This is a genomic window from Deinococcus cellulosilyticus NBRC 106333 = KACC 11606 (genome assembly GCF_007990775.1).
Classification (GTDB): domain Bacteria; phylum Deinococcota; class Deinococci; order Deinococcales; family Deinococcaceae; genus Deinococcus_C; species Deinococcus_C cellulosilyticus.
This window is the reverse complement of record NZ_BJXB01000022.1, coordinates 70,390-95,376: the sequence shown is the minus strand read 5'-3', so window position 1 is coordinate 95,376 and position 24,987 is coordinate 70,390. Positions and strand designations below refer to the sequence as shown.

Below are 24,987 nucleotides of genomic sequence, written 5' to 3'. Positions count from 1 at the left end.
AATGGCTAACAAAGGCAAAACCATTTCCCACAACAGCAAGAAATACGCTGTGCAGAACTACAACCGCTGCCAGCGTTGCGGACGCGCCCGTGGATACTACCGTTTCTTCGGTCTCTGCCGCATCTGCCTGCGTGAAATGGCCCACCGTGGCGAACTGCCCGGTGTGAAGAAGTCCAGCTGGTAAGAGGCTTTGGATACAGCCGGAACGGTTTTGTTCCGGGACTGTCTGAAGATCCTTTTTCGACAAAACAAGAATTCGCTTTGGGGAAGTCACCTGGAGAACCAGACCTTCCCCACCCTGAAAAGGATAAGAAATGCTGAGCGATCCTATTGCAGATATGCTGACGCGCATTCGGAATGCGACGCGCACATATAAGGACAGCGTGGATGTGCCTGCCTCCAAGTTCAAGGAGCAAATCGCCAAGATCCTGGTGAAAGAAGGCTACCTCGCGAGTTACGAGCGCGTTAACGAAGGCAAGTTTGATGTGTTGCGCATCCAACTAAAGTACGGACACAAGCGTGAGCAAGTGATCAAGCACATTGAGCGCATCTCCCGCCCTGGCCGTCGTGCCTACGTCAGCCACGAAGACCTCCCCCGCATTCACAAGGGACTGGGTCTGGCCGTGGTTTCCACCTCCAAAGGTCTCCTCGCTGATCGCGATGCCCGCAAAGAAGGCATTGGCGGCGAAGTGATCTGCGTGATCTGGTAAGGGGGATTTGAAACATGTCCCGAATTGGTAAACAACCCATCACCGTTCCCTCTGGCGTGCAAGTGAGCGTCCAGAACGGTGAATTCAAAGTCAAAGGCCCCAAAGGCGAACTGACTGTTCCTTTCAACAGTGAGCTCACCGTGGCCGTGGACGGCAGCACCATCAACGTCACCCGTCCCACCGACCAGCCCCGCCACCGCGCCCTGCACGGCCTGACCCGCACCCTGGTCGCCAACGCCGTGAAAGGTGTGAGCGAAGGCTACACCATCAACATGGAGCTCAAAGGTGTGGGTTACCGTGCCAAACTGGCCGGTAAAAACATTGAGCTGACCATCGGTTACAGCCACCCCGTGGTCATGGAGCCCCCAGCCGGGATCACTTTCGCAGTGCCCGAGCCCACCAAGCTCTCCATCACTGGCATCGACAAGCAACTGGTCGGTCAGACCGCTGCCAACCTGCGCAAAGTGCGTAAACCCGACGTTTACCACGGCAAAGGTGTGCGTTACGCTGGCGAACAGATCGCGCTCAAAGCCGGTAAGGCAGGCGCCACCGGCGGGAAAGGTAAGAAATAATGCCCGCATTAGATCGTACCCTGCGCCGTAAGTACTCCAACCGCGCCAAGATCAAGCAGGTCTCTGATCGTCCGCGCCTGAGCGTGTTCCGCTCCAGCAAGTACATCTACGCGCAAATCATCGATGACAAGAACGGTGTGACCCTCGCCCAGGTGGCCTCCAAGGCCCTGAACGTGGAAGGCACCAAAACCGACGCTGCTGCTGCTGTGGGCAAAGCCCTCGCTGAAGCTGCGCTTGCCAAAGGCGTCAAGCAAGTGGTTTTTGACCGTGGTAGCTACAAATACCATGGCCGCGTGAAAGCCCTGGCCGACGCTGCAAGGGAGGGTGGCCTTGAGTTTTAATCGTAACAACAACCGCGAACGCGAAACCGGTGAATTCGAAGAAAAGATGATCAGCGTCAACCGCACCGCCAAGACCTACCAGGGTGGTCGCCGTTTCCGCTTCGCTGCTCTCGTCGTCATCGGTGACCGCAACGGTCGCGTCGGGATGGGCATCGGCAAGGCCAAAGAAGTGCCTGTCGCCATCGAGAAAGCCAAAGCAGTTGCTCGCAAGAACATGATCCAGGTTCCTGTGGAAAACGGCACCATTCCTCACGACATCGTGGGTGCCAGCACCACCAGCCGCGTGATCCTGAAGCCCGCAGGCCCCGGTACCGGTGTGATCGCCGGCTCCGTGCCCCGTGCCATTGCTGAACTCGCTGGCATCACCAACCTGCTCTCCAAGGAACTCGGTTCCAGAAACCAGATCAACGTGGCTTACGCCGTGTTCGATGGTCTCAAGAGCCTGAAGACCAAGAAGCAGGTCGAAGAACTGCGCGGAGGCGCACAATGAAGATCAAACTCGTTCGTAGCACCATCGGGCGACCTGGTGACCAGATCGCAACCGTGAAGGCTCTCGGCCTGAAAAAAATCGGTGACGAGCGCGAAGTGCCCAACACCGATGCTGTCAAAGGCATGGTCAACAAGGTGAAATTCCTCCTGGAGGTTCAGGAATGAAACTGAGCGACCTCAAACCCACCCCCGGCAGCCGCAAAGACCGCAAACGCGTTGGTCGTGGTCCTGGTGGAACCGACAAAACCAGCGGTCGTGGCCACAAAGGCCAGAAGAGCCGCAGTGGAGCAGGCAAAGGCCACTTCTTCGAAGGTGGACGCAGCAGCCTGCTGAGCCGCCTGCCCAAGCGTGGTTTCAGCCACGAGGGCATCGAGTACGCCCTGGTCAATCTGCGTGACCTCGAGCGTTTCGAGGCTGGCAGCACCGTGCAGTTCGAAGACTTCATCATCAGCGGTCTGGTGCGCAACGGCAACCGTCCCATCAAACTGCTGGCTGCTGGCGAAGTCACGGGTGCCTATACCCTGCACGTGGACGCTGCTTCCCAGAGCGCCATTGCCAAAATTGAAGCCGCTGGCGGAAAAGTCATCCTCCCCGAGGAGGAGTAATGCTTCGGGCCTTCCGCGACGCATTTCGCATTCCTGAATTGCAGCGGAAGTTCCTCTATACCTTGCTGTTGCTGGCGATCTACCGACTGGGAAGTGCCATTCCCACGCCAGGGGTCGATCCCACAAGCATCTCACAGGCTGCCGGCAGTGCTGGCGGCCTGTTGAGCTTGATCAGCAACATCTCGGGTGGGAACCTCGCACAATTCAGTATTTTTGCACTGGGTGTGCTGCCTTACATCACATCCAGCATCATCATGCAGATCCTGACCACCTCCATCCCTGCCCTGGAAAAACTCCAGAAGGAAGGGGAGGAGGGGCGCAAAGCCATTGCCCAGTACACCCGTTATGGAGCCATTGGGCTGGGTGCCATTCAGGCCCTGTTTTTCGCCATTCTGGTGGGAGAGGCTGAAAGCGGACGCTTTCTGGCCTCTGGCTGGGAACCTGGGTGGATGTTCAGGATCAATGTGGTCCTGACCCAGGTGGCAGGCATTGCGTTTACCCTCTGGATTGGTGAGCGCATCACCGAAGTGGGAATCGGTAACGGGGTCAGCATGATCATCTTTGCCGGGATTGCTGCCAGTTTTCCCACGGCGATCTCCCAGATCATTGACCTCTATCAGAACGAGGCGGTCTCTCTGCTGGGCATCGTGGCGTTCTTCCTGGTCATTCTGGCAACAGTGATCGGAATTGTTCTGGTGTTGCAAGCCGAACGAAGGATTCCCATCCAGTATGCCCGTAAGGAGATTGGGGGGAAGCAGTACGCCAAGCAGCAGACCTACCTGCCCATCAAACTGAACGGTGCCGGTGTGATCCCTGTGATCTTCGCAAGTGCCGTGATGACCATTGTGCAGGTTCTGGAGACCAGTTTTGCCACCAGCAACCCTGAATTGGTGACTTTCCTGCAACGCTGGTTCTCTCTGACCTCACCCACCGGGATCGCTCTGGACGTGTTGCTGGTGATTGGTTTCACCTTCCTTTACAACAGCATCCAGTTTGACCCCAAACGCATTGCTGAGAACCTCCGTGAAAGCGGTGGCTTTATTCCCAGTGTGCGTCCAGGTGTGGCCACAGCAGAGTACCTGAACTTCATCTCCACCCGCATCACCCTGTGGGGAGCCATTTTCCTGGGTTTCCTGGTGCTGGTGCCTCAAGTGATGCAAGCCGTCTCCGGGATCAGTGGAAGCACACTGTTTGCCTTCTCAGGAACGGGTTTGCTCATTCTGGTGGGTGTGGCACTTGACACCCTGAAACAGGTGGAAGCCCAGCTCACCCTGCGCAGCTACGATGGATTCATTTCCAAAGGGCGCCTGCGGGGAAGGCTGTAAACAAGTCATGTGGAATGAAAAGAGAACCTTACGGGGTTCTCTTTCTTTTATCAGGACATCCTGCCCTTGTCTGCTGGGCGTGAACAGGGTGTCACAACGCAGAGAGTTACAGGTTGCATTCTTCCCGTATGATCATCCGTGAAAAGACAGAACACTCTGCACGTTAGAATAGGGCCTATTGAAGTGAATGAAGGGTTGTGACGTGCTCTTCAAATCACTGGGAGGAGAGATATGAAGTCCAACAAAGTGCTGATTTTCCTGGGACCTCCCGGGGCAGGGAAGGGAACCCAGGCAGCTCGCCTGGCCGCTGAACAGGACCTGCTGCAAATTTCCACCGGAGACATTCTGCGGGACCATGTGGCCCGCCAGACCGAACTGGGGCAGCAGGTGGCTCCCATTCTTGCAGCAGGTCAGCTGGTGCCTGATCCCATCCTGATTGCTCTGATTCGCGACAAACTTGCCAGCATGGAAAAAATCCGGGTGATCTTTGATGGGTTCCCCAGAACCCGTGCCCAGGCCGAAGGCCTCGACATGCTGCTCGAAGAACTCGGTGCCCCCATCCATGCGGTTCCCCTGCTGGAAGTCCCCGATGAAGAACTGATTGCTCGCATCGTGGAGAGAGGGAAGACCTCAGGGCGCTCTGACGACACCGAAGAGACCGCCCGGGCCCGCCAGGAGGTCTACCACACCAACACCAAACCCCTGGTGGACTATTATGCTGCCCGTGGTGTTCTGAAACGTGTGGATGGCATTGGTGGTCTGGATGACGTCTACCAGCGCATTGTGCAGGCTGTGGAGTAACGATTAAGGCGCAGTACCCCTTGTAAAAAAACAGGTTTGATGGTACTCTTTTCTTTGGCTTGTTTTTTACAAGCCTTTTTAACGTGCGAAAGACGTGCAAGGCTGTAAAGACAAGACCCGATGACCCGGAGGACGCGTGGCGAAAAGACCAATTAAAGAAAATCGAGGAAAAAGCGAGAAGAAGCAAGACGACACCATTCGTGCAGAGGGTGTGATCACCGAAGCCCTGCCGAACACCACGTTCAAAGTTCAACTCGATTCCGGACACGAAATCCTGGCTTACATCAGCGGAAAAATGAGAATTCACTACATCCGCATTCTGCCTGGAGATCGGGTCGTCCTCGAAATTTCGCCTTACGACCCCACTCGGGGCCGCATCGTATACCGCAAGTAAGTCACTAACTGGCTGTGAAGCCATGAAGTGATATCTCTCTTGCTCCCAGAGCAAGAGGGGTGGAGCGCCAGCTGAGGCACTTTCACTTCGTTCAGAAAAGTTGGGTTTTGCCCACGGAACGGTCAAGTGAGAACTGCAGGAGGCGGCGCGAAGGAGAAAGACATGAAGGTTCAGACTTCCGTCAAGAAGATGTGCGACAAATGCAAAGTCATTCGTCGCCACGGCCGCGTTTTCGTGATCTGCGAAAACGTCAAGCACAAGCAGCGTCAAGGGTAAGGTGAATCATGGCTCGTATTGCAGGTGTTGATATCCCACGTGAAAAGCGCGTTGAAATTGCGCTCACCTACATTTTCGGCATTGGTCTCACCCGTTCCCGCGAAGTTCTGGGACGCACTGGCGTCAACCCCGACACCCGCGTGAAGAACCTGACCGAAGCAGAAATCGCCAAGCTCCGTGAAGACATCGAGAAGACCTACAAGGTCGAAGGTGACCTCAAGAGCGAAATCGGTCAGAACATCAAGCGTCTGATGGACATCGGTGCCTACCGTGGCCTCCGTCACCGCCGTGGCCTTCCTGTGCGTGGTCAGCGTACCAAGACCAACGCCCGTACCCGTAAAGGTCCCCGTAAGACCGTTGCTGGTAAGAAGAAAGCCGCGCGGAAGTAAGGGTGAATTGAAATGGCTAAAGCTAAGACCAACACCAGAACCAAGCGTACCCGCCGTAACATTCCTCACGGCCGTGCTTACATCCACGCTTCCTACAACAACACCATCGTCACCATCACTGACATGGACGGCAACTCTCTCGCATGGTCCTCGGGTGGCACCATCGGCTACAAAGGCAGCAAAAAGGGCACCCCTTACGCTGCTCAACTGGCCGCCGCCGACGCTGTGAAGAAGGCGCAGAGCACCTTCAACATGAGCCAGGTGGAAGTCGTCGTGCGTGGCACCGGATCTGGCCGTGAACAGGCCATCCGCGCCATCCAAGCCAGCGGCATCGATGTCAAATCCATCATGGATGACTCTCCCGTTCCCCACAACGGCTGCCGCCTGCCCAAGAAAAAGAGGATGTGAGTTAGATGGGTCGTTACCGTGGTCCAGTTGTTAAACTCAGCCGTCGCGAAGGCGTCAACCTGGCTGAGACCGAAAAAGTCCAGAAGTACCTTGATCGTCGTCCCCGTCCTCCAGGACAGCACGGCGCCCGCCGCAGCAAGACCTCCGACTACGGGGTCCGTCTGCGTGAAAAACAGAAACTCGCCCGTCTGTACGGCGTGAACGAGAAGCAATTCCGCAACCTGTTTGAGGAAGCTTCCAACGTTCCCGGCGTGACCGGCACCGTGTTCCTTCAGCTGCTCGAAAGCCGCCTGGACAATGTGGTGTTCCGCATGGGCCTCGCCTCCACCCGCCGCCAGGCCCGCCAGTTCGTGGGTCACGGTCACATCTTCGTGAACGGCAAGCGCGTGGACATTGCTTCCTACCGTGTCAAAGCTGGCGACGAAATCTCCGTTGCCGAGCGCAGCAAGTCCATTGGCTTCATTCAGGAAAACCTGGAACTGGCCAAGAAACGCAAAGGCAGCCCCTGGCTCTCCCTGGACGCTGAAGCTGGCAAAGGTCAATTCCTGCGCCTGCCTGCCCGTGAAGATCTGGCCCTGCCCATTAACGAGAACTTCATCATCGAGTACTACTCACGTTAACGGAGGTTTACGTGGAGAACAAAAAACCGCAGCTTAAAGCACGCCTTGACGGGAACTACGGTGAGTTTACCCTGGAGCCACTCAAACGTGGTTATGGCGTAACCATCGGAAATCCCCTTCGCCGCATCCTGCTGTCGTCCATTCCAGGTACGGCGGTCACCAGCGTGTACATCGAAGATGTCCTGCATGAATTCTCCACGATTCCAGGCGTCACTGAGGACGTCATCCAGATCATCCTGAACCTCAAAGAACTGGTGGTGAAATTCCACGCTCCCGGTCCCAAGACGCTCACACTGCGCGCTCAGGGTCCGAAGGTGGTCACCGCTGCTGACTTTGAAGTTCCCATGGACGCGGAAATTGTGAACCGCGACCAGGTCATTGCCACCCTCGCAGAGGGCGGCAAACTGGTGATGGAAGTGCGCGTTGAAGAAGGCGAAGGCTACGTCCCTGCGGACAAGCATGCCATCAAGGACCGCATCAACTCCATCCCTGTCGACGCCATCTTCACCCCCGTGAAGCGCGTTGCCTACCACGTGGAAGACACCCGTGTGGGACAGCAGACCGACCTGGACCGCCTGATCATTCGCGTCTGGACGGACGGCTCCATCGACCCCAAAATGGCCCTGGACAAAGCCGTGGAGATCCTGCGGAATGAACTCACTGTCTTCAGTGACACTGTAGAAACCACCCCCAGCCCCACTGTTGTGACCAGCATCCCCACGGTGCCTGCCACCACGGTGTACCCGGAAACGCCCATCATCACCAGCGTGAACATCAACCCCGAGCCGTTCCCCGAGCAGCTCCAGCCCCGAGTGACCCTCGACGGCCTGGGCCTGACCACCAGGGTTCTGCACTCCCTCAAAGAGGAAGGGATTGATTCCGTGGATGCCCTGTGCGCCCTTTCGGACAGAGACCTCAAAAAGGTCCCTGGCATCGGGGAGCGTTCACTCGATGAGATAAAGCAACAGCTCGCCCTGCACGGACTGAGCTTGAAGGAATAAGGAGTAAGACATGCGTCACGGTAGAGCTGGCCGCAAACTGAACCGTAACAGCAGCGCACGTACCGCCCTGGCTCGCGCCCAGGCGACTGCCCTGCTGCGCGAAGGCCGCATTCAGACCACAGTAGCCAAAGCCAAAGAGCTGCGCCCCTTCGTTGAGCACCTGATCACCGTTGCCAAAGGCAACGACCTGCACGCCCGTCGTGTGATCAGCAGCGACATCAACGACAAAGAAGTGGTGCGCAAACTGCTCGGCGAAATCGCCCCCAAGTACGCCAACCAGAACGGTGGTTACACCCGCATTCTGCGCGTTGGTGTGCGTCGCGGTGATTCCGCTCCTGTCGCTCTGATCGAACTGATCTGAGTTCAGAAGCAAACAACAACCCCTCTTCCTTCGGGAGGAGGGGTTTTGCTTTGTGGGAATCTACAGCAGCACCCTTCCCACAGGCTTCTGCCCCTCAAAAAGCCTCTGGGCCACCTCCCGAATGCGGTCAAAGTCTGCGTTGGCTCCACTGGTGATGGTGATCAGGGTCTGCCCGGTGAGGCCCTTTTCCTGCACGTATTTTTTCATTCCTGCGGTGCCCAGTGCTCCTCCGGGTTCCATGAAGGTGCGGGTGTCGTTGTAGATGTCCCGGATGGCGAGGCAGACCTCATGGTTGCTGACCGTCACCCAGTCATCGACGTGCTTCTGCGCCAGTGTGAAGGGATGGAAGCCTGCCTGTTTGACGGCCACAGCGTCCACAAAGGTGTCGAGATGCTCAAGCCTGACCTGCTGACCAGCCTGGATGCTCTGGATCATGGCGTCGGCATTTTCAGGTTCAACACCGACCACCCTGATGTCCGGGCGGATGGCTTTCAGGACCGTGGCGATTCCAGCGATCAGGCCCCCTCCGCCCACAGGGATGAAGACGGTGTACGGTTCTGCGGGAGCCTGACGGAGAAGTTCGAGACCCACCGTGGCCTGTCCAGCGATCACCAGGGGATCATCATAGGGATGCACGAAAGTCAGGTTCTGTTCTTGTTGCAGTTTGCGAGCGTGCTGCTCTGCTTCGGTGACATTCTGGCCATACAGGATCACTTCTGATCCCCAGTCTCTGACAGACTCCACTTTGATCTGTGGAGCAATTTCGGGCATGACCACCACAGCCCTGAGGCCCAGATGGTGTGCAGTGTAAGCCACCCCCTGGGCATGGTTTCCTGCAGACACTGTGATGATGCCTCTGGCCTTTTCCTCATCAGACAGGCTGCTGATCTTCTGACAGGCTCCACGCAGTTTGAAGGAGTAGATGGGCTGGTGGTCTTCACGTTTGAACAGGATGCGGTTGTTCAGGTGCCTGCTGAGAGTCCGGGCTTCCTGCAGGGGGGTTTCAATGGCCAGGTTGTACACGTGGGTCCGCAGGACCTGCTCCATGAATGCTGCTGTGTCTGTGTTTTCCTCTGCCGTCATCTGTGTGCCTGTCATCATGATTGCCTCCAGAGCAAAAAGAAAAACCCCCAGCAGAACTTGCTGGGGGTCGGGGTAGGGATACGACAGCCTACCCGAGGAGTCCCCCGGGCTGGCGAATAATTCGTACCACGAACATAACCAGACTGTAGCACATTGTCTTCTGGAAGATGGAGGGGCCTGTCTGCAAAATGTGGTCTGAGGGTCTCAGGGGAGGGGCCGGACAATGCGGGTGGGCAGGGGAGAGGAAATCACCAGTGAAGTGGTGGGGGTGCAATAAGGGGAGAGTCTGTCCAGCACGCTTTCCAGATGGGCCATGTCTCTGACGGCCACCTTCAGCATGTAACTGTCTCCGCCTGTGATGCGGTGGAATTCCAGCGATTCGGGGATGTTCTCAGTGATGTGGTCCAGAAAGGGGAATTTGTCGCCTGTGGCACTGAGGCGGATGAACCCCACAAGAGGCCGACCCAGTGCGGCAAGGTCCAGATCTGCCGTGTATCCCCGGATGATGCCTGCATCTTCCAGCTTTTTGAGACGCTCTGCCACAGCTGGAGGGGTGAGGCCCACATGTCTGGCGAGATCCTTGTAGCTCATGCGGGCGTCTTGCTGCAGGAGTTCCAGCAGTTTCCAGGCGGTTTCATCCAGATTTTTGTTTTCCAAAGGCATGCTCAGATTCTGGCACAATTTCCAAAGTGTTTCCGGGATTCTGCCCTGCTGCTGTCATTCCCTGAGAGTAAAGAGAAAGCTAAAATGGGTGTACACAAAAGCTGAATTTTCCTTCTCTCGAAAGGAGTCCACATGTCAGGCTTCAACACCAAAGCTGTGCATGCGGGTGGGGGAGCTGACCCCCAGACCGGTGCGCACGCCACACCCATCTACCAGACCAGCACCTTCACCTATTTTGATGCAGAGCAGGGAAGGGCGCTTTTTGCCGGGGAAAAAGAAGGCTACATTTACACGCGCATTTCCAACCCCACCACCCGGGCACTGGAGGTCAAACTGGCTGCCCTGGAGGGTGCAGAAGACGCTGTGGCTTTCAGCAGTGGGATGGCGGCCATCAGTGCCCTGATGGTCACCGTGCTGAAAAGTGGCGACGAGATGGCCTTTCTGGACCCGATTTATGGGGGAACAGATGGCTTTTTTCAGGAGATCCTGACCAAATTTGGAGTGACCATTCACCGCTGTCACGATCTTGATGCCCTGCAGAACGTTCTGTCAGACAGGGTCAAGATGGTCTTTTTCGAGCCCGTCACCAACCCCACCCTGAAAGTCTGGGATGTGGAAAAAGTGGTGAATCTGGCAAGGGCTGTGGGTGCCCTGGTGGTGGTGGACAACACCTTCCCGACCCCGTACCTGTTCCGTCCTCTGGAACATGGAGCGGATGTGGTGGTGCACTCTGCAACCAAGTACCTTTCCGGGCACGGAGACCTGATTGCTGGTGTGGTGGCAGGCAAAGCAGACCTGATGCACATGGTCCGTTTTGAAGGGCTCAGGCATCTGGGAGGAGCCCTGGGACCCTTTGAGGCTTTCCTGCTGATGCGGGGGATCAAAACCCTCCCCATCCGCATGGACGCCCATGCCAGAAATGCCCAGAAGGTGGCTGAATACCTGCAGGGACACCCTGCAGTCAGGGCTGTCCATTATGCAGGGCTGCGCTCCCATCCCAGCCATGAACAGGCCAGACGTTACCTGAAGTCTGCAGGGGGGGTGCTTGCCATTGAGCTTGATGGTGGTTTTGCCGCGTGTGCCCGTTTCCTGGACAGCCTGAAACTCTTCACCCAGGCAGTGTCACTGGGGGATGTGGAATCTCTGGCCTGCCATCCTGCCAGCACCACCCATTCTCCCATGCCAGAGGAAGCGAAAAAAGCTGTGGGTGTGACAGATGGTCTGGTGCGCCTGTCCATCGGGATTGAGGATGCAGATGACCTGATTGCCGATCTGGAACAGGCCCTCAGACAGGTGAAAGGTGAGGACCAGCGGGAATTGAGTTTTCTGGGCAGCAGCATTTAGGGAAGACTTCATTTCACAGTTTTCAGTTCACAGTGAGAGGGTTCAAGATGTGTTTTCTCTTGATCTCAACTCAGTTCTGCTCGTCCAGAGCGGCTCAGTCAAATGGTTCAAACAGCAAAAGCGACTGGATGAAAGATGATGGCTTCAATTCAGTCGCTTTTGCTGTTTTGGTTTTGCTGTCTACTGTGAACTGTCTACTGTGAACTTTGCTTGTTCAGCCTGATCTCTGGTTCAGGTCTCATGATCCTTCAGTTGTAACTGACCACATAGCTGGGCACAGTGTTGGTGTTGGGGAGGGGCACTGCAGCCCCCGTGTTGTTGATGACATTGGTGATGCTGCCGTTGTTGCCCAGAGAGACTGTCAGCATGTGGCGCATCTTCACCCCTGCGACATTGGGCACTTCGATGCCTCTGGCCGCATTGATGTTGGTGTTGGTGCCTCCGATGTTGAAGAAGCAGTACACACCAAATCCCCAGGCTTCGTGGGTGGTCACGGAGTTGGCGACCTTGTAGGCGGCGTAGCCATTGCCATTTCCGCTGGTCCAGACGCTCTGGTTGGGCACGTCGTAGGGCATTTCATTCTGGAAGAAGATGGTTTTGCCTCCCTGCCCGTTCCAGATCACCTGATGTTTCTGGTAGTGCTCCACGAAGAGGCCCGTGGCAAGCACATTGTTGCCGTTGACGATCACCCCGTGATCGGCGGTGTTGCTGTTCCAGCCGATGCCTGCACCGTGATCTCCACGCCATGCCCAGATATGGTCCAGGATGGTGTTGTGGGCATTGACCACCAGGCTGGTGGTGGCTTTACCGGCAACAGCCCCCCCAATGCGGAAGTACACATCCTGCACAGTGATGGGGTTGGCCGAGTGGTTGACAGACGAGCCTGTGGGTCCCACCTGCAGCAGGACAGGGGAGTTGGTGGTGCCAGCATCAAACAGCAGGTCTGCAATGCGAACCCCGTCCACGTCACTGACCTCCATGGCGGTGATGCCGTTTTCAGGGATCAGGGTGGCCAGGCCAATGCCCATCACCACAGTGTTCGCACGGGTGACTTTGAGGGTCTGGTTGAGGCGGTAGACCCCAGGGGTGAAGAACAGGTTGAGGTTTTGCGCAAGGGCCTGATTGAGTTTGGCTGCACTGTCGCCAGGTTTGGCCACATAGAACTGGCTCATGGGGAGGGAGGTGCCAGGGGTGTTGGGCCAGGTGGCTCCTGCAGAGTTGGTGCGCATGGAGGGCAGGAAGACCCGGTACTTGCCATCAGGCATGATGTACAGGTAGGGCTTCTCGCGGGTGACGGGGGTGGTGGCCAGGGTGGTGTGGGGTGGGTTGGGGAAGGTCTGGGCAGGTGCACCGTTTACGCCAGAGAACACCATGTTCCAGACGGCACCATTCCAGCTGCCGATGCTGCTGTCCCGGGTGTACCACTGCTGCTGGGAGCCGGAGATGATCTGACCATCCACCCTGCTGTCTGCGAGGTAGCCTCCGCTGGCATAGCCCTGTCCCCAGTCCATGTTGGAAGGACCAAGGGCCATGTTGCCCCGGATGTGGACGCGGCGCATGGGTGCAGCCTGTGAAACGGCCCAGCGTGTGCTTCCCCCTTCGGGCAGCACAGCGAGGTTTTCCACAGTGCGCCAGAAGTTCTGGGTGGCGTTGGATTCATCTCCGTAGTTCCAGCCGCTGTCCACATTGATGTTGCGTGTGATGGTCACATCGTCAGGGTTGAGGCCCAGCCCTGCCAGGTGGGTGTAGTAGCCCACGTTGGCCCACACGTTGTAGGTGCCGGGTTTGAACAGGAAAGCGAAGCGCTGTTCTCCGAACTGGGCCGAGGCACTTTTCACATGTGGAGTGAAAGCGCTGTCCAGTGCAGCCTGAATCGTGGCATCAGAGTCGGCATCGTTGAAAATTTTAACGTTGGGGCCAAAATCCGGGGTGTCCGTGGTGAAGATGTCGGTTCCCACTTTTTTGATCCCGAATTCCCACAGGGAGTAGCCCCACTGGGTGGCCCGCTGGGTTCCAGTCAGGCGCACGTAACGGCCTGAGCCAGTGACAGGGATCACCTGGGTGCCACCTGTGCTGGTGGTGGTGGAGTAGATCTGGGTCCAGCCTCCGGTGCCGGTGTCTGACACTTCGATGCGGAAAGCCCTGCCATATGCGGTTTCCCATTGCAGGGTGATTTCACAGAGGCTCTGAATGCTGCCCAGGTCCACCTGAATCCACTGGGGATCGGAGTGGGCGCTGGACCAGCGTGTTCCAGTGTTGCCGTCGAAAGCCTGGGCTGCTGCAGTGGCAAGGTTGCCTCCCCATTCAGAGGAGGAGGTCAGGGCCGATTTGTTCAGGGCGATGTTGGCAGGGTCGCAGACGGCCTGCTTGACCACTGTTGCAGAGGGAGCGTTGCTGCCAGGAGAACCAACCTGGGTGCCGCAACTGCTCAGGGCGGCGAGAAGTCCAGTGAAAAGAAGGGTGTACTTGCGCATCAAAACCTCCAGAAAAAACTTTTGGGATGAGAACGAGAGGCCAGGGGTCGGCCTTCCCCTGACACAGCCAGTGGAGCAACGGTTTGAACAATGGGTCACCTTCTCAGGCAGGCTGGACCTGCTGAGCAGAATTGGAATCCAACCCTGTGCCAGTCGGCGCAGAGCTTCTACAGGGAATGCAGAAAGATGTTCGTCGTCAGCATGGTGGAACGACAAAGCAACGAACAGCGAAATTGTCTGTATACTGTTGTAATGTAGCGCTAAAATTCTGAAAATGCAAGAGGTATACCGCTACAATTTGCCTGATTGCACCTTCCTGGGAGATTTGAAATGATGAGGTTGCTCCAGCCATGACCCTACTGCCTACAGATTCCGCTCCGGTGACCCTTGACGATGTCGCCAGACACGCGGGTGTCTCTCCCATGACTGTATCGAATGTGATCAACGGCAAGACCAATGTGCGGCCTGCCACCCGGGAGAAGGTGCTGGAGTCCATCAAAGCCACTGGATACCGGGCCAACCCCATGGCCCGTGCCCTTGCAGGAGGCCGTTCCCGCATGATCAGTGTGTTCACCCCGCAACTGAACAAGCCTTACGCCTCAGAGGTGGTGCAGGGTGCCGCCAGAGCCGCCGAAGCGCTGAATTACGATCTGGTGGTGATGATGCTGGTGGAAAGTGGCACTTCAGACCTCTCCATGATGACGCGCCTCTCCACCGGAGCCCTCCTGATTCAGCCTTCGAGGGATGGACGCTGGAAACACACCGATCTGCCTGCCCATGTGGTCAGTGTGGACGGCCCCGGAGACAGGCCACTGACGGTGGACAATTACGGAGGGGCATGTCAGGCGATGCAGCACCTGATCTCGCTCGGTCACACCCGCATTGGTTTCATCAGTGGTCTGGCAGATGAAGGGCGTCGTCCAGAAGGTCCTTTTGTGCCCGGCCTCCATGACCGCAACGATGCCGATGAACGTTACAGGGGCTATCTGGAAAGCATGGCTGCTGCCGGACTGCAGATCCCACAAGGCTACATTCAGCATGGCAACTACACCAAAGTCAGTGGAGAGCAGGCCACGCAGCGTCTGTTGACCCTCCCTGAGCCGCCCACGGCCCTTTTTGTTTCGGGGGATGCCATGGCTCTGGGTGCAATCCACATGGCCCAGGATCTCGGCATGGAAGTGCCCCGGGATCTGTCTGTGGTGGGATTCGATGACCTGCCCATTGCTGCCGCCTCCCGCCCGGGTCTGACCACTGTACGGCAACCCCTGCAGCAGATGGGAGAGGTGGCAGTCCAGATGCTGGTGTCTCTGGCAGAAGGCCAGAATCCTGAAGTTCCCGGTCCTTTTCCAACGGAGCTGATTCAACGGGAATCCACGACCTCACCGCGCGACAGAAGTTGATGGTAAAGGTTGATTTCCGGAGCCCAAAAAGGATTTAATCGGGGCATGACCCGAGTGTTGACCCTCCCCGGATGGGGATCAAGCGGCCCTGAACACTGGCAGACCCTGTGGGAAAAAATGCATGGATTTCAGCGCATCGAACAGGACAACTGGGAGCGGCCTGACCTGCGCAATTGGACCTCCCGTCTGGATGAGGTGATTGGCCAGTCGGAAGAGCCCACGGTGATCCTTGCCCACAGTCTGGGCTGTCAGGCCATGGCCCACTGGGGATGCTGCGTGATCAACCATCCTGTGGTTGCCGTCCTGATGGTGGCTCCACCCGATCTGGCCCGGAAGGACACGCCGGAAGAGGTGAAGTCCTTCACTCCAATGCATCTGGAGCCCTTGCCGTTCAGGGCAGTGGTCGTGGCCAGCACCGATGATCCTTATGCCACCATTGAACGCTCACAGGAGATGGCACAGGCCTGGGGTGCAGCTTTCATCAATGTGGGTTCAAAGGGACACATCAACAGCGCCTCAGGTCTGGGGTTGTGGGATGAGGGGTATGCCATTTACCAGCATCTTCTGGAAATTGTTCAGGTGAAATGACCCTCTAAACAAAAAAGAAGCGGATCAATCCGCTTCTTTTCTTCTGAACTCTGGGTTCAGTTCTTGACAGTATCAAGGTGTTTCTCAATGACCTGCTTGAAGTGGGGTTTGCCCCGTGCGCCAACGGTCACTTCGACGGGTTGGCCGTCTTTGAAGAGGATCACGGTGGGGATGCTCATGACGCGGAATTTCATGGCGGTGGCCTGGTTGTCGTCCACGTTCAGTTTGGTGACTTTGACCTGGCCTTCGTAATCGCCAGCGAGTTCTTCGATCACAGGAGCAACCATGCGGCAGGGTCCGCACCAGGGAGCCCAGAAGTCCACGAGGGTGAGCCCTTCCTGAATGGTGCTGTCAAAATTTTGGTCGGTGATTTCTTGTGCCTTGCCCATGACCGTATTCTACGCTTTTGCGTGCTGGAGATTGGGAGATAAGTTATACTTTAAAATTTAAAGTGCAGATCTTGTACGTGTTATGATCGAAGCATGCAAGAAAGGCTGAAAAAAGGCATCCTGCTGTTCAACGCCCGCCAGTACTGGGAGGCGCACGAGGCCTGGGAAGAACTCTGGATGCAGGCCACTGGAGATGACCGAAAAGCCCTTTCTGTGCTGATCCTCTTTGCTGCAGCAATGCACAAACGCTGGGTGCACGGCAGTTTGACGCACCGCAACTTTCATAAAGCCCAGCGTCATCTGAATGAAATCCCCTGTCTTTTTGAGGGAATCAACCTGTGTTCGCTTAAGGAAACAGTGTGGCAGGCCTTGAGCGATCCTGAAGTGACACCTGAAATTCCGCTGGATTGAGGGCAAATTCGCTTTACTCTGAGAAGTGAGAAACCGTATACTGGGGAGTACCGTGTGAAAGCCGGGAAACAAAATTTTATTGATTGACCTCAAGGAGTGGACCTATGGAACGAGTGGCTCTGTTCATCGACGGCGCGAACGTGTACGCCGCTGCAAAACGTTTGGGTTGGAATTTCGATCATCGCAAGATATTGGAGTATTTTGCGGAAAAAGGTCGTCTTTACAATGCCTTCTACTACACCGCTGTGCCCTACCCCATGGACGACAAGCAGAAGCGTTTCATCGACGCCCTGACCTACATGGGATACACCGTGCGCACCAAACCCCTGCGTGAAATCACCGACAGCGAAACCGGTGAAACCCACCGCCGGGCCAACCTCGACATCGAGATTGTCACCGACCTGCTGGCGACCACCGACCTCTACGACACCGCCATCCTGCTCACCGGAGACGGCGACTTCGAGCGTCCCTGTGAAGTGCTGCGCTTCAAAGGCAAGCGCGTGATTGTGGCCAGCATCCCCGAGATGACCAGCTACGAACTGCGCAATGCTGCAGACGAATACATCGACCTCAAAGACATCCGCACCTCTGTGGAACGTCCCGGTTACCGCCTCCCCAGCGAAATGCGCACCGAAACCAAGCCCTACTACATGCCCTCGAGCGACTCTGACGATTCCGAAGAGTTCTGAACAAAGCAAGGATCTGATCAGGCAGGGGAGACCCTGCTTTTCTTTTTGCAGAAGGCAGAAAGCCAAAGGCAGAAGGCAAGCATGGCATCCGCTAAAGCCACGTAAGCCTTCTGCTTTCTGCCTTCTGCCTTCTGCCCTTTACCCAAGTTCAGTTTTCTGCACACCCTGAAGGTTTATAATGCTCTTTCGGATGGAGACCTTACCAATTGCGCTAGATGCCATGGGCAGTGACTTCGGACCCGGTGTGGTGGTGGCCGGGGCCGTTGAGGCCGCCCAGCTTGGAATACCTGTTCTGCTGGTGGGCGATGAAGCCCAGGTGCAGGCAGAACTGAAGAAGTACCCCCAGAACCCGAACGTTCAGGTTCACCACACGGCGGATTTCATCACCATGGATGAGCATGCCTCGGATGTGCGGCGCAGACCTGAAGCCAGCATCAACGTGTGCACCCGCCTGGTGAAAGAAGGCAAAGCCGGAGCTGCAGTGTCGATGGGGCACAGTGGGGCCACCATGGCCAGTGCGCTCTTTACCCTGGGCCGCATCAAAGGGGTGGACCGTCCAGCCATCATGGCCTACATGCCCTCCCAGAAGGGCTTTTGTGCCCTGTTGGATGTGGGTGCAAATGCGGACATCAAAGCGCCCTATCTGCAGCAGTGGGCTGTGCTGGCCTCGGCCTATTATCAGGCGGTGCACAACAGACCCAGACCCAGCGTTGGGCTGCTGTCCATTGGAGAAGAGGAACACAAGGGCAGTGCCCTGGTGCTCGAAGCCCATCCCCTGCTGAAACAGACCCCGGAGATCAACTTCTACGGCAATGTGGAAGGCAAGGACATCTTCAAGGGCACCACAGACATCATCGTGACCGATGGTTTCACGGGCAATGTCGTCCTCAAGACTGCCGAGGGCGAGGCAAAAGTACTGATGGGCTGGATCAAGGAGGCCCTGATGAGCACGCTTGTGTCCAAAATTGGGGCCATGCTGGCCCGACCTGCCCTCAGGAAAATTGCAGACCGTGTGGACCCCAGTGAATATGGGGCCAGTGTGCTGCTGGGCGTGCAGGGCCTGGTGTTCATCGGGCACGGCAGTGGGGATGTCAAAGCGGTTAAGAATGCTGTGCGGGTGGCCCATGAAGCCTACCAGAAGGATGTGCTGGGCAGGCTTAAATCTTTTTCAAGTCCTGCAAGTGGGTGAATGCCTGCCTCTGCAATCGGGCAATCCCTGATTAAGCTTTCTTGTTGCTGACGCACAGAATTCTTAAGGTGATTTGTTAGCCTGAATACCATGTGGGATTTTTTGCAACCTTCAATGATCATTGCACTGGTGCTCAGACTTGCTGTGCTTTACGGCATGTGGCTGATGGGCTCAAAAGCACTCAGGTTTGCGGAAGTGTACGCTGAGCGGGCAGTCGGGGCACAGGACCTTCGACTGTTCCGTTTCATTCGACTGGGCTGGCTTGTTGCCATCATCTACATGGCTGTGGTGGTGGGCATTTATACGCTCAGGATGGAGCATCTTGCTGCGTTTTACCAGCAGGGCAATGAAGTGGTGGCCTGGTTCACCCAGGTGATTGGTCGCATTGTTGCAGTGATCCTCCTGAGTTACATTGCTCTGAAAGTTGTGAATCAGCTTGCAGAGCGCATCGTTCCTGGCAATGAATTCAGCCGCAGAACGGTGCGTGTTCGAACACTGACCGGGGTTTTGCGCAGCACGGCAACAGTGATCATCGTGATTCTGGCTTTTGTGATGGTGCTCGACAACCTGGGCATCCGTTCCAGTGCCCTGTTGGCTTCGGTATCGGTGCTGGGTCTGGCGGTGTCCTTCGGGGCACAGGCCCTGATCAAGGACATCTTCACCGGGTTTTTCATCCTGCTCGAAGACCAGTATGGGGTGGATGATTCCATCATCGTGAACAACAACCCCAACCTGTCTGGCGGTGTGGAGAAGCTGAATTTGCGGGTGACCCACCTGCGTGCGCTGGATGGCACGGTGCACATCATTCCCAACGGCCAGATCCAGACCGTGAGCGTGCAGTCCAAAGAGTGGAGCCGTTTTGTGGCCAACGTCAGTGTGGGCTACGACGCAGATCTTGACAGGGCCATTGAGGTCATCAAGAAAGTCGCCGGGGAACTCTATGAGGAAGCCGAGTGGAAAGATCACTTTCTGGAAGCGCCAGAAGTGCAGGGGATCACCGCCCTCAACATGGATTCGGTGAACATCCGCGCCCTTTTCAAGGTGCTTCCCAAATCCCAGTGGGCACTGGGCCGTGAGTTCAACCGCCGCATCAAGCGGGCCATGGACGAGGCGCAGATCATGATTCCTGCCTCCAGGAAGACCGTCAACTGGGGAGGGGAACCTCTGGTGGTCGAGTTCAAGCAGGCCCCAGCTTCAGAAGCTCCAGCAGACCTGAAAAAACGCCCAGAGACCGGACAGGATACAGACAAGAACAGCTAGGTGGATGCAGCGTCCTGTGCTAATCTTTTGTGTTGTCTGAAGGATGGCCAGCTTTCATGGCTGGCTGTCTTCCTGCACAGGATTCTGCTGGCTTCTGTGAGGCGCAGAAGTTGAACCTGGTCCAATCCGGTCATTTTGCTGTGATGCAGGATATAATTTGTGTTTAGTGCGAAGACACACTCTTTTAGAGGAGGCACGACGTGAAACGAGTTGTGATGACAGGGGTGGGTCCAGTCACTCCCATTGGTGTGGGAGCCGAGGCTTTCCTGGAAGGACAGCACTCTGGCAAAAGTGGCGTGGGACCACTGACCTATTTTGATGCCAGCGTGATCAACAGCAGAATTGCTGGCGAGGTTCACCTGGACTTCTCCCGCTGGATTGATCCCAAAGAGGCCAAACGCATGGACCGCTTCGTCAAGATGGCGATGGTGGGTGCTGCACTGGCCCTGGAAGATGCAGGTCTGAAAGAAGAAGATGTGGCAGGCGAGCACGCTGGTTCCCTGATTGGCAGTGGCATTGGTGGCCTGGAGTCCTATCAGGAGGCAGCGGTGACCTTCGTCACCAAGGGTCCAAACCGGATTTCGCCTTTCTTCATTCCCACCATGATTGCCAACATGGCTTCCGGGCAGGTGGCCATGCGCTATGGCCTGATGGGTCCAAGCAGCACTGTGGTGACCGCCTGTGCCACGGGAAGTGGTGCCATTGGTGATGCTTTCCGCATCATTCAGCGTGGTGAGGCAGACATCATGGTGACAGGAGGAGCAGAAGCTGCCATCACTGGAATGTCCATGGGCGGATTTGCCAGCATGAAGGCCCTGTCCACCCGCAACGATGAGCCCCAGAAGGCAAGCCGTCCTTTTACCGCCTCCAGAGATGGATTCGTCATGGGGGAAGGCTCAGGCATCCTGATTCTGGAAGAACTGGAGCATGCCCTGAAGCGCGGTGCACGCATCTATGCAGAGGTTGTGGGCTACGGCACCAGTGCTGATGCCTACCACATGACCATGCCTGCTCCTGAGGGCCGTGGTGCAGCTCTGGCCATGCGCCGTGCCCTGAAAAGTGCCGGTGTGGAACCCGAGCAGATCGGGTATGTGAATGCCCACGGGACCTCCACCCCCGCCAACGATCTGGCAGAAACGCAGGCCCTCAAGTCTGTGTTTGGAGATCATGCCTGCAAGCTTGCCGTGAGCAGCACCAAATCCCAGACTGGACACCTGCTGGGGGCCGCAGGGGCCGTGGAAGCCATTGCCTGTGCCCAGGCCCTCAAATTTGGAGTGCTTCCCCCCACCATCAATTACGAGGACCCTGATCCCGAGCTGGATCTGGATTACATCCCCAACCAGGCCCGGGAGCAGCAGGTGGAGTACGCCATGTCCAACTCCTTTGCGTTTGGTGGACAGAATGCAGTGCTGGTTTTCAAACGTTACGTTTGAGTTGGAAGTACACAAAGTTAATCTTTTTAACCGCCCACTTGGGCGGTTTTTTTATGGTATGAATACAGTAATCCAGATTGTATACAGCAGCATTCAGGCTGCTGGAAAGGACTTGCCATGGAAAGCACTTTACTGACCTGCAAAGTGGTCCGCTCCGATGAGCAGTACAGAGGCAAACAGGGCCTTGATTACCAGATGGGCATCTCCACGCAGAGCACAGGATCACAGGGCCTCTGCATGCACCTCAACACCTTTCCTCCGGGGGCAAAAGCAAAAGCCCACCTGCACCAGGAACATGAAACGGCCATCTACATGCTGAAAGGTGAAGTGGGCATGTGGTATGGAGAAGGCCTCAAAGACCACCTGGTGGTGCGTGCAGGAGACTACCTGTACATTCCAGCCAACATGCCCCACCTGCCCTACAACATGAGCCAGACCGAAGAAGCAGTGGCCCTTCTGGCCCGCACCGACCCCAACGAGCAGGAGAGCGTCACCCTCCTGCCTGACCTGGACGCTGTTCACCTCTGACCTTGATGGCAAAATCCCTCCTGGAAGCTCAGGAGGGATTTCTTGCTCTCTGGAAATCAACAGTGAACGGTGCAGCCTGTTTTCAGGGCCTGCTGAAGCTGATCCACCATCAGGCGTGCAGCAAGTGGTCCTCGAATCCTTGCAAAGGGATGGTAGTCAAAGAAATACACCTGTTTCTGTTTGCTGACAGGGAGGGATTGCAACAGGGGATGACCGTACCAGTCCTCACGTGCAGCTTCTGGGGTGCTCTTTCCAGCCGCAAGCACCAGGACTGCATCGGCTTTGATGGCCGCCAGGCCCTCCAGAGAGAGGACCTTTTGAGGACCGCCTGCAGAGAGCACTTTCATTCCCAGGTCCTCCAGGACACCGCCAGCGTAATCATCGGCTGTGAAGACGGTGAACGTGGTGTTCACTGCAAAGCCACTGTTCCAGACCAGCAGAAACTTCTTGTTTTTGACCAGTGGCTTCAGCTGGGTTCTGGCCTGGTCCACATATTTTCGGTAGCTGTTGAGGGTCTGCGCTGCCTCTTTTTGTTTGCCCACCGCGAGCGCAAGCAGGGGCAGGGTTTTCTTCCAGTCGTTGCGTCCAGTGCCTTTGAAAAGCAGGGTTGGTGCAATGCGTTCCAGCTGGGGGTAGGCTGCACTGGCAAAATTCTCTCCCACGATCAGGTCGGTTTTGAGTGCCATCAGCACCTCCAGACTGGGGTTGAAGCGGTCTCCAACATTCACTGGAGTGCCCGTGACCCATTTGCCCAGATATTTGATCTGTTTAAGGGGCTCGCCAAAGTTGTTGATCCCCAGCTGTGTTGCCTCTCCATACCCCACAGGCTGGATGCCCAGAGACAGCAGCAGGTCCAGGGCATGGGGGCCAAGGGCAACAATGCGTTTGGGAGTGGGCTTGACGCTGGTGGTTCCCACCTCGTGCTTGATGTTCACGGCTGACACTGTTCCACTGAACAGGGCAAGAAAGGTGGGGAGAAGAGGTTTCAAATTCATAGAATGATAATATAAAATCATTATCAAAATTCAAGTTCAGCATCCAGAAGCAGGGCTCAACCGCGCGGAACTTCACAGAATTGGACCCTCCAGAGGTCTATACCCATACACAGGGCTGACAGAACCATGAACTTCTCCACACTTTCAGCTTCTAGAATGGAAAGAACATATGTCAGTGGAAAGTCATCAAGCCGTCGAAAAGCTGCCCAGAGACGCCTACCTGAACCGTGAACTGGCCTGGCTGGAGTTCAACGAACGGGTGCGCCACGAAGCCATGCATCCCAAGAATCCCCCTCTGGAACGCATCAAGTATTCTGCCATCTGTGGCAGCAACCTCGATGAATTCTTCATGGTGCGGGTGGCGGGCATTCACCGCCAGATTGCCGCACATGTGCGCAGCCACACCCCTGACGGCCTGACCCCCCACCAGAACCTGGACCTGGTCCGCAAACACATGCCAGAGATGATGGCCAGCATTCAGAAAACCCTGCAGACCAACCTGGAGAATCTGGACAGGCACGGCATCCAGTTTGTGAAATACGACGAACTGGAAGACGAGGTGCGGGCAGAACTGAAAGAGTATTACCTCAAGGAAGTCCACCCGGTGCTGACTCCACTGGCGGTGGACCCCAGCCACCCATTCCCGTACATTTCCAACCTCAGTCTGAACCTTGCCGTGATTCTGGAAGAAGACGAGGGAATCGAACTGGCCCGTGTGAAAGTGCCGGTGGGTGTGCTTCCCAGGGTGGTTCGGATTTCCAGCGGCCAGTACATGTTCCTGGAAGACATCATCGCGGCCCACCTTTCCGAACTTTTCCGGGGGCGCACGGTGGTCAGCAGCCATGTTTTCCGGGTCACCCGCAACACCGACTATGAATTTGAAGAAGAGGAAGCCGAAGACCTCCTGGCCACCATCGAAGACGGCCTGAGGCGCAGGCGTTTCGGGGCAGTGGTGCGTCTGGAAGCCAACCCTGACATTCCAGAGCGCCTGCTGAAAGAACTGACCGAGCGCCTGAGGCTCAGCAGGCAGGATGTCTTTCTGCTTTCTGGACCTCTGGGGGTTGCTGACTTCATGGGACTCGTGGGCATGCTGGCCCCGGACCACCCACACCTGACCTACATCCCTTATGTGGCGAGCATTCCAGATCTGGAAGGGGAAGAGGGCATCTTCTGCACCCTGCAACAACAGGATGTGCTGCTCCACCACCCTTATGAATCCTTTGATGGGGTCTTGCAGTTCATTGAGGCTGCAGCCAGAGACCCGGATGTTCTGGCCATCAAACAGACCCTGTACCGCACTGGAGGAGACCGCCGTCTGCTGCGTGCCCTCACCCAGGCGGCAGAAGCAGGGAAACAGGTGGTGGCCCTGGTCGAGCTCAAGGCCAGATTCGATGAACAGCGCAACATCACCTGGGCAAGAGCACTGGAACGGGCAGGCATCCACGTGGTATACGGTCTTCCCAAGCTCAAGACCCACGCCAAGGTCACCCTGGTGGTTCGGCGGGAACAGGGAGGACTGAGGCGCTACGTGCACATCGGGACCGGAAACTACAACCCCAGGACAGCTGCGCTGTACACAGACATCTCCTACCTGACCTCTGACAAGAGCATCTGCATTGACGCCAGCGAACTCTTCAACCGCCTGACCGGATACGCCGAAGCCACCTACCGCAAGATGCTGGTGGCTCCAGAACGCATGCGCCATGACTTCTATGAGCTGATTGACCGCGAAATCGAACATGCGAAAGCAGGGCAGCCTGCTGCCATTGCTGCCAAGATGAACAGCCTGACCGATCCGGGAATGATCCAGAAGCTCTATCAGGCCTCACAGGCAGGGGTGCAGATCCGCCTGATCATCCGTGGGGTCTGCTGCCTGAAGCCTGGCGTGCCAGGACTAAGCGACAACATCGTGGTGCGCTCCATCATCGGGCGTTTTCTGGAACATGCCCGCATTTACGCCTTCCACAATGGCGGAGCCAGTGAAGTGTACATTGGCAGTGCCGACTGGATGACCCGCAACCTCAACCGTCGGGTCGAGGTGGTCATCCCGATAGGCAGCCAGAAACACCAGCGTTACCTGAACAACCTCATTGAAGCAGAGTGGCGAGACACACGCGGAAGCTGGCAACTCTTTCCGGATGGCAAATTCGAGAAGGTGCGCGGCAGCAAGACCGTCAGTTCCCAGCGCCATTTCATGCTGAAACACGGGGCACTCGAAGAGATTGAGGATTGAACTGGGAAATGAATCA

31 protein-coding genes are annotated in these 24,987 nt (G+C 56.5%); 26 read left to right on the top strand and 5 right to left on the bottom strand.

Translation table 11 applies throughout. The features are described 5' to 3' along the window. The first annotated feature begins 1 nt into the window (after nucleotide 1). From DC3_RS20925 to rplQ, 16 genes are all read left to right on the top strand, one after another. The gene (locus DC3_RS20925) at nucleotides 2–184 is read left to right on the top strand and encodes a type Z 30S ribosomal protein S14 (RefSeq protein ID WP_146887840.1); all 183 of its coding nucleotides are present in this window, start codon (nucleotides 2–4) and stop codon (nucleotides 182–184) included. Between the two features lie 130 nt (nucleotides 185–314). Further along, a complete protein-coding gene (gene rpsH, locus DC3_RS20920) occupies nucleotides 315–710 on the top strand; it encodes a 30S ribosomal protein S8 (protein WP_146887838.1) in 396 nt (131 codons plus the stop codon). Between the two features lie 14 nt (nucleotides 711–724). Beyond that, nucleotides 725–1,282 carry a 50S ribosomal protein L6 gene (gene rplF, locus DC3_RS20915; RefSeq protein ID WP_146887836.1) on the top strand — a complete coding sequence of 186 codons (558 nt, stop codon included), beginning with the start codon at nucleotides 725–727 and terminating at the stop codon, nucleotides 1,280–1,282. After that, nucleotides 1,282–1,623 carry a 50S ribosomal protein L18 gene (gene rplR / locus DC3_RS20910; protein ID WP_146887834.1) on the top strand — a complete coding sequence of 114 codons (342 nt, stop codon included), beginning with the start codon at nucleotides 1,282–1,284 and terminating at the stop codon, nucleotides 1,621–1,623. The genes rplF and rplR overlap by 1 nt, the downstream gene beginning before the upstream one ends. Next, nucleotides 1,613–2,113: a 30S ribosomal protein S5 gene (rpsE, locus tag DC3_RS20905; protein ID WP_034341456.1), complete on the top strand. Its 501-nt coding sequence runs from the start codon at nucleotides 1,613–1,615 to the stop codon at nucleotides 2,111–2,113. Before rplR ends, rpsE begins: the two co-directional genes overlap by 11 nt. Continuing rightward, nucleotides 2,110–2,277 (top strand): 50S ribosomal protein L30, encoded by a 168-nt coding sequence (gene rpmD, locus DC3_RS20900; RefSeq protein WP_146887830.1) that lies wholly within the window; start codon nucleotides 2,110–2,112, stop codon nucleotides 2,275–2,277. Before rpsE ends, rpmD begins: the two co-directional genes overlap by 4 nt. Next, nucleotides 2,274–2,717, top strand: a complete 444-nt coding sequence (gene rplO, locus DC3_RS20895) for a 50S ribosomal protein L15 (RefSeq protein WP_034341383.1) — start codon at nucleotides 2,274–2,276, stop codon at nucleotides 2,715–2,717. Before rpmD ends, rplO begins: the two co-directional genes overlap by 4 nt. Further along, entirely contained in the window at nucleotides 2,717–4,042 is a 1,326-nt protein-coding gene (gene secY / locus DC3_RS20890) for a preprotein translocase subunit SecY (RefSeq protein ID WP_146887828.1), read from the top strand. The genes rplO and secY overlap by 1 nt, the downstream gene beginning before the upstream one ends. A gap of 231 nt (nucleotides 4,043–4,273) precedes the next feature. Beyond that, nucleotides 4,274–4,843: an adenylate kinase gene (locus DC3_RS20885; RefSeq protein ID WP_146887826.1), complete on the top strand. Its 570-nt coding sequence runs from the start codon at nucleotides 4,274–4,276 to the stop codon at nucleotides 4,841–4,843. A 151-nt stretch (nucleotides 4,844–4,994) separates the two neighbouring features. Beyond that, complete coding sequence (gene infA, locus DC3_RS20880) at nucleotides 4,995–5,237, top strand: translation initiation factor IF-1 (RefSeq protein ID WP_146887880.1); 243 nt, start codon at nucleotides 4,995–4,997, stop codon at nucleotides 5,235–5,237. A 162-nt stretch (nucleotides 5,238–5,399) separates the two neighbouring features. Beyond that, on the top strand, nucleotides 5,400–5,513 hold the full coding sequence (gene rpmJ / locus DC3_RS20875; RefSeq protein ID WP_034341378.1) for a 50S ribosomal protein L36: 114 nt from the start codon (nucleotides 5,400–5,402) through the stop codon (nucleotides 5,511–5,513). An 8-nt stretch (nucleotides 5,514–5,521) separates the two neighbouring features. Next, nucleotides 5,522–5,902, top strand: coding sequence for a 30S ribosomal protein S13 (gene rpsM, locus DC3_RS20870; RefSeq protein WP_146887824.1), 381 nt, complete (start codon nucleotides 5,522–5,524; stop codon nucleotides 5,900–5,902). A 12-nt stretch (nucleotides 5,903–5,914) separates the two neighbouring features. Continuing rightward, a complete protein-coding gene (gene rpsK / locus DC3_RS20865) occupies nucleotides 5,915–6,310 on the top strand; it encodes a 30S ribosomal protein S11 (RefSeq protein ID WP_034341375.1) in 396 nt (131 codons plus the stop codon). Between the two features lie 5 nt (nucleotides 6,311–6,315). Then, nucleotides 6,316–6,930: a 30S ribosomal protein S4 gene (rpsD, locus tag DC3_RS20860; protein ID WP_146887822.1), complete on the top strand. Its 615-nt coding sequence runs from the start codon at nucleotides 6,316–6,318 to the stop codon at nucleotides 6,928–6,930. An 11-nt stretch (nucleotides 6,931–6,941) separates the two neighbouring features. Then, nucleotides 6,942–7,931, top strand: coding sequence for a DNA-directed RNA polymerase subunit alpha (locus tag DC3_RS20855; protein ID WP_146887821.1), 990 nt, complete (start codon nucleotides 6,942–6,944; stop codon nucleotides 7,929–7,931). Nucleotides 7,932–7,941: 10 nt separating this feature from the next. Further along, nucleotides 7,942–8,292 carry a 50S ribosomal protein L17 gene (gene rplQ / locus DC3_RS20850; protein ID WP_146887819.1) on the top strand — a complete coding sequence of 117 codons (351 nt, stop codon included), beginning with the start codon at nucleotides 7,942–7,944 and terminating at the stop codon, nucleotides 8,290–8,292. 60 nt (nucleotides 8,293–8,352) lie between these two features. Here rplQ and ilvA read toward each other — a convergent pair whose 3' ends face one another. Beyond that, the gene (gene ilvA, locus DC3_RS20845; RefSeq protein ID WP_246130761.1) at nucleotides 8,353–9,393 is read right to left on the bottom strand and encodes a threonine ammonia-lyase, biosynthetic; all 1,041 of its coding nucleotides are present in this window, start codon (nucleotides 9,391–9,393) and stop codon (nucleotides 8,353–8,355) included. A 186-nt stretch (nucleotides 9,394–9,579) separates the two neighbouring features. Next, on the bottom strand, nucleotides 9,580–10,038 hold the full coding sequence (locus tag DC3_RS20840; RefSeq protein WP_146887817.1) for an Lrp/AsnC family transcriptional regulator: 459 nt from the start codon (nucleotides 10,036–10,038) through the stop codon (nucleotides 9,580–9,582). A gap of 132 nt (nucleotides 10,039–10,170) precedes the next feature. Here DC3_RS20840 and DC3_RS20835 point away from each other — a divergent pair, with 132 nt between their 5' ends. Next, entirely contained in the window at nucleotides 10,171–11,382 is a 1,212-nt protein-coding gene (locus tag DC3_RS20835) for a trans-sulfuration enzyme family protein (protein ID WP_146887815.1), read from the top strand. A gap of 248 nt (nucleotides 11,383–11,630) precedes the next feature. On the opposite strand, the gene DC3_RS20830 is transcribed toward DC3_RS20835, so the two are convergent. Beyond that, nucleotides 11,631–13,856 carry a discoidin domain-containing protein gene (locus DC3_RS20830; RefSeq protein WP_146887813.1) on the bottom strand — a complete coding sequence of 742 codons (2,226 nt, stop codon included), beginning with the start codon at nucleotides 13,854–13,856 and terminating at the stop codon, nucleotides 11,631–11,633. Between the two features lie 350 nt (nucleotides 13,857–14,206). On the opposite strand from DC3_RS20830, the gene DC3_RS20825 reads away from it, so the two are divergent. Further along, nucleotides 14,207–15,256: a LacI family DNA-binding transcriptional regulator gene (locus tag DC3_RS20825; protein WP_146887811.1), complete on the top strand. Its 1,050-nt coding sequence runs from the start codon at nucleotides 14,207–14,209 to the stop codon at nucleotides 15,254–15,256. Nucleotides 15,257–15,301: 45 nt separating this feature from the next. Continuing rightward, the gene (locus DC3_RS20820) at nucleotides 15,302–15,844 is read left to right on the top strand and encodes an RBBP9/YdeN family alpha/beta hydrolase (RefSeq protein WP_146887809.1); all 543 of its coding nucleotides are present in this window, start codon (nucleotides 15,302–15,304) and stop codon (nucleotides 15,842–15,844) included. Nucleotides 15,845–15,900: 56 nt separating this feature from the next. On the opposite strand, the gene trxA is transcribed toward DC3_RS20820, so the two are convergent. After that, nucleotides 15,901–16,233 (bottom strand): thioredoxin, encoded by a 333-nt coding sequence (trxA, locus tag DC3_RS20815; protein WP_146887807.1) that lies wholly within the window; start codon nucleotides 16,231–16,233, stop codon nucleotides 15,901–15,903. Nucleotides 16,234–16,326: 93 nt separating this feature from the next. On the opposite strand from trxA, the gene DC3_RS20810 reads away from it, so the two are divergent. From DC3_RS20810 to DC3_RS20785, 6 genes are all read left to right on the top strand, one after another. After that, nucleotides 16,327–16,644 carry a DUF309 domain-containing protein gene (locus DC3_RS20810; protein ID WP_146887805.1) on the top strand — a complete coding sequence of 106 codons (318 nt, stop codon included), beginning with the start codon at nucleotides 16,327–16,329 and terminating at the stop codon, nucleotides 16,642–16,644. Between the two features lie 104 nt (nucleotides 16,645–16,748). Continuing rightward, on the top strand, nucleotides 16,749–17,333 hold the full coding sequence (locus DC3_RS20805; protein WP_146887803.1) for a LabA-like NYN domain-containing protein: 585 nt from the start codon (nucleotides 16,749–16,751) through the stop codon (nucleotides 17,331–17,333). Between the two features lie 190 nt (nucleotides 17,334–17,523). Continuing rightward, entirely contained in the window at nucleotides 17,524–18,522 is a 999-nt protein-coding gene (plsX, locus tag DC3_RS20800; protein WP_246130760.1) for a phosphate acyltransferase PlsX, read from the top strand. Between the two features lie 90 nt (nucleotides 18,523–18,612). Further along, on the top strand, nucleotides 18,613–19,782 hold the full coding sequence (locus DC3_RS20795; RefSeq protein WP_146887799.1) for a mechanosensitive ion channel family protein: 1,170 nt from the start codon (nucleotides 18,613–18,615) through the stop codon (nucleotides 19,780–19,782). A 200-nt stretch (nucleotides 19,783–19,982) separates the two neighbouring features. Further along, nucleotides 19,983–21,215, top strand: a complete 1,233-nt coding sequence (gene fabF / locus DC3_RS20790; protein WP_281292569.1) for a beta-ketoacyl-ACP synthase II — start codon at nucleotides 19,983–19,985, stop codon at nucleotides 21,213–21,215. A 117-nt stretch (nucleotides 21,216–21,332) separates the two neighbouring features. Then, the gene (locus DC3_RS20785; protein WP_146887797.1) at nucleotides 21,333–21,743 is read left to right on the top strand and encodes a cupin domain-containing protein; all 411 of its coding nucleotides are present in this window, start codon (nucleotides 21,333–21,335) and stop codon (nucleotides 21,741–21,743) included. 56 nt (nucleotides 21,744–21,799) lie between these two features. Here DC3_RS20785 and DC3_RS20780 read toward each other — a convergent pair whose 3' ends face one another. Beyond that, a complete protein-coding gene (locus DC3_RS20780; RefSeq protein WP_246130759.1) occupies nucleotides 21,800–22,738 on the bottom strand; it encodes an ABC transporter substrate-binding protein in 939 nt (312 codons plus the stop codon). Nucleotides 22,739–22,907: 169 nt separating this feature from the next. Here DC3_RS20780 and ppk1 point away from each other — a divergent pair, with 169 nt between their 5' ends. Further along, nucleotides 22,908–24,971 carry a polyphosphate kinase 1 gene (gene ppk1, locus DC3_RS20775; protein WP_146887796.1) on the top strand — a complete coding sequence of 688 codons (2,064 nt, stop codon included), beginning with the start codon at nucleotides 22,908–22,910 and terminating at the stop codon, nucleotides 24,969–24,971. Nucleotides 24,972–24,987: the final 16 nt, after the last annotated feature.

Coding starts and splice junctions, on each gene's coding strand:
- DC3_RS20925 (WP_146887840.1), top strand. CDS start 2: ATGGCTAACAAAGGCAAAACCATTTCCCACAACAGCAAGAAATACGCT.
- rpsH (WP_146887838.1), top strand. CDS start 315: ATGCTGAGCGATCCTATTGCAGATATGCTGACGCGCATTCGGAATGCG.
- rplF (WP_146887836.1), top strand. CDS start 725: ATGTCCCGAATTGGTAAACAACCCATCACCGTTCCCTCTGGCGTGCAA.
- rplR (WP_146887834.1), top strand. CDS start 1,282: ATGCCCGCATTAGATCGTACCCTGCGCCGTAAGTACTCCAACCGCGCC.
- rpmD (WP_146887830.1), top strand. CDS start 2,110: ATGAAGATCAAACTCGTTCGTAGCACCATCGGGCGACCTGGTGACCAG.
- rplO (WP_034341383.1), top strand. CDS start 2,274: ATGAAACTGAGCGACCTCAAACCCACCCCCGGCAGCCGCAAAGACCGC.
- secY (WP_146887828.1), top strand. CDS start 2,717: ATGCTTCGGGCCTTCCGCGACGCATTTCGCATTCCTGAATTGCAGCGG.
- DC3_RS20885 (WP_146887826.1), top strand. CDS start 4,274: ATGAAGTCCAACAAAGTGCTGATTTTCCTGGGACCTCCCGGGGCAGGG.
- rpmJ (WP_034341378.1), top strand. CDS start 5,400: ATGAAGGTTCAGACTTCCGTCAAGAAGATGTGCGACAAATGCAAAGTC.
- rpsM (WP_146887824.1), top strand. CDS start 5,522: ATGGCTCGTATTGCAGGTGTTGATATCCCACGTGAAAAGCGCGTTGAA.
- rpsK (WP_034341375.1), top strand. CDS start 5,915: ATGGCTAAAGCTAAGACCAACACCAGAACCAAGCGTACCCGCCGTAAC.
- rpsD (WP_146887822.1), top strand. CDS start 6,316: ATGGGTCGTTACCGTGGTCCAGTTGTTAAACTCAGCCGTCGCGAAGGC.
- rplQ (WP_146887819.1), top strand. CDS start 7,942: ATGCGTCACGGTAGAGCTGGCCGCAAACTGAACCGTAACAGCAGCGCA.
- ilvA (WP_246130761.1), bottom strand. CDS start 9,393: ATGATGACAGGCACACAGATGACGGCAGAGGAAAACACAGACACAGCA.
- DC3_RS20840 (WP_146887817.1), bottom strand. CDS start 10,038: ATGCCTTTGGAAAACAAAAATCTGGATGAAACCGCCTGGAAACTGCTG.
- DC3_RS20835 (WP_146887815.1), top strand. CDS start 10,171: ATGTCAGGCTTCAACACCAAAGCTGTGCATGCGGGTGGGGGAGCTGAC.
- DC3_RS20830 (WP_146887813.1), bottom strand. CDS start 13,856: ATGCGCAAGTACACCCTTCTTTTCACTGGACTTCTCGCCGCCCTGAGC.
- DC3_RS20825 (WP_146887811.1), top strand. CDS start 14,207: ATGACCCTACTGCCTACAGATTCCGCTCCGGTGACCCTTGACGATGTC.
- DC3_RS20820 (WP_146887809.1), top strand. CDS start 15,302: ATGACCCGAGTGTTGACCCTCCCCGGATGGGGATCAAGCGGCCCTGAA.
- trxA (WP_146887807.1), bottom strand. CDS start 16,233: ATGGGCAAGGCACAAGAAATCACCGACCAAAATTTTGACAGCACCATT.
- DC3_RS20810 (WP_146887805.1), top strand. CDS start 16,327: ATGCAAGAAAGGCTGAAAAAAGGCATCCTGCTGTTCAACGCCCGCCAG.
- DC3_RS20805 (WP_146887803.1), top strand. CDS start 16,749: ATGGAACGAGTGGCTCTGTTCATCGACGGCGCGAACGTGTACGCCGCT.
- plsX (WP_246130760.1), top strand. CDS start 17,524: ATGGAGACCTTACCAATTGCGCTAGATGCCATGGGCAGTGACTTCGGA.
- DC3_RS20795 (WP_146887799.1), top strand. CDS start 18,613: ATGTGGGATTTTTTGCAACCTTCAATGATCATTGCACTGGTGCTCAGA.
- DC3_RS20785 (WP_146887797.1), top strand. CDS start 21,333: ATGGAAAGCACTTTACTGACCTGCAAAGTGGTCCGCTCCGATGAGCAG.
- DC3_RS20780 (WP_246130759.1), bottom strand. CDS start 22,738: ATGAATTTGAAACCTCTTCTCCCCACCTTTCTTGCCCTGTTCAGTGGA.
- ppk1 (WP_146887796.1), top strand. CDS start 22,908: ATGTCAGTGGAAAGTCATCAAGCCGTCGAAAAGCTGCCCAGAGACGCC.